We start from the raw sequence: 1,000 nt of genomic DNA, 5'->3' as shown, positions 1-1,000 counted from the left end.
TTCCAGAATTACGAGTAGCGGATCGCTCACAAGCACAACTGACACCTGGATCGAGCCGCGAAGCGGCGTTGGCTTGATGAGGCTACCGGACAGCGCGATTCGGCGCGAGCGGTCAGGCGAATGTCCGCTTTGGGTCGAAAGCGGACATTGGCCAGTTCTAGTAGCGGGGTGACGGCCGGTCACGAGTGACCGCTTTCGACCCAAAGCGGACATTCCGCTTGCCGTGACACACTCACCTCAGCAGACGAGGCGCAGGAGGAATTGGATGACGAGCAAGTCCCTGTTGGCAATCGCTGTGGTTGGCCCATTACTGTTGACGGGAATCGCCTGCAGCAGCAATCAAGGCCAAGACAAGCGCCGTTCCGAAGTTGATTCCTGCATCGAGCTGGTAGCGGGATACGTAACGAAAACCCGGGGATGGGCGCGAGACAGCTACACGATCAGAGACGAGAGCGCCGAAGATGGTGGACGAGGGTTCGCAGTCTTGCATGAGTCCGACAACGTTCGAAGGCGACCTCCTGGTGGGGGCGGGAAATCGTTCCACGTTGACGTAGATGCTGCTTGCCGTCGTGTCACCCTTGAACTCGCCTATCAGTAGAAATGTCCGCTTCTGGCCGATAGCGGACGCTTAACAGATTGATGGTAAGCGGGCGTTTTCCATGCTTATTCGCATGTTGCTGGCTACAGTCGTTGGTGTAGCGGGATTTACGGCCATTTCCCTCATCGGTTTCGCGGCCGCATGTCGGTGGTCCTCAGTCTCCGCTTGTGATGGACTGGCCTTTGAGCTGGTCACTGTTTCATCCATCGCCGAAGGCGGCATGCTGGTCCTTGTGGTCGGCCTCGGCGCAATCTTTTTACTGCGCAAACGCAGTTGGTACCGAGCCTGGCAGGTAGTGTCTGTCTACTTGGGATTGGCCACCCTGATGCCTACGTACGTGCGTGGCACTTACCGCTGCATCGTCCCGCTTCGTTGTTCGATCTCGTGTATCCTCGTGTATCC

At 57.6% G+C, this 1,000-nt stretch carries 1 protein-coding gene; it reads left to right on the top strand.

The genetic code is table 11. The features are described from left to right. Positions 1-659: 659 nt before the first annotated feature. Positions 660-1,000 (top strand): hypothetical protein (locus tag AC1DOM_RS16785; RefSeq protein WP_498965363.1); only part of this gene is annotated, 341 nt, incomplete at its 3' end.

Source organism: Lysobacter sp. P5_B12, from assembly GCF_056400425.1.
This window is presented reverse-complemented; position numbering and strand designations above follow the sequence as displayed.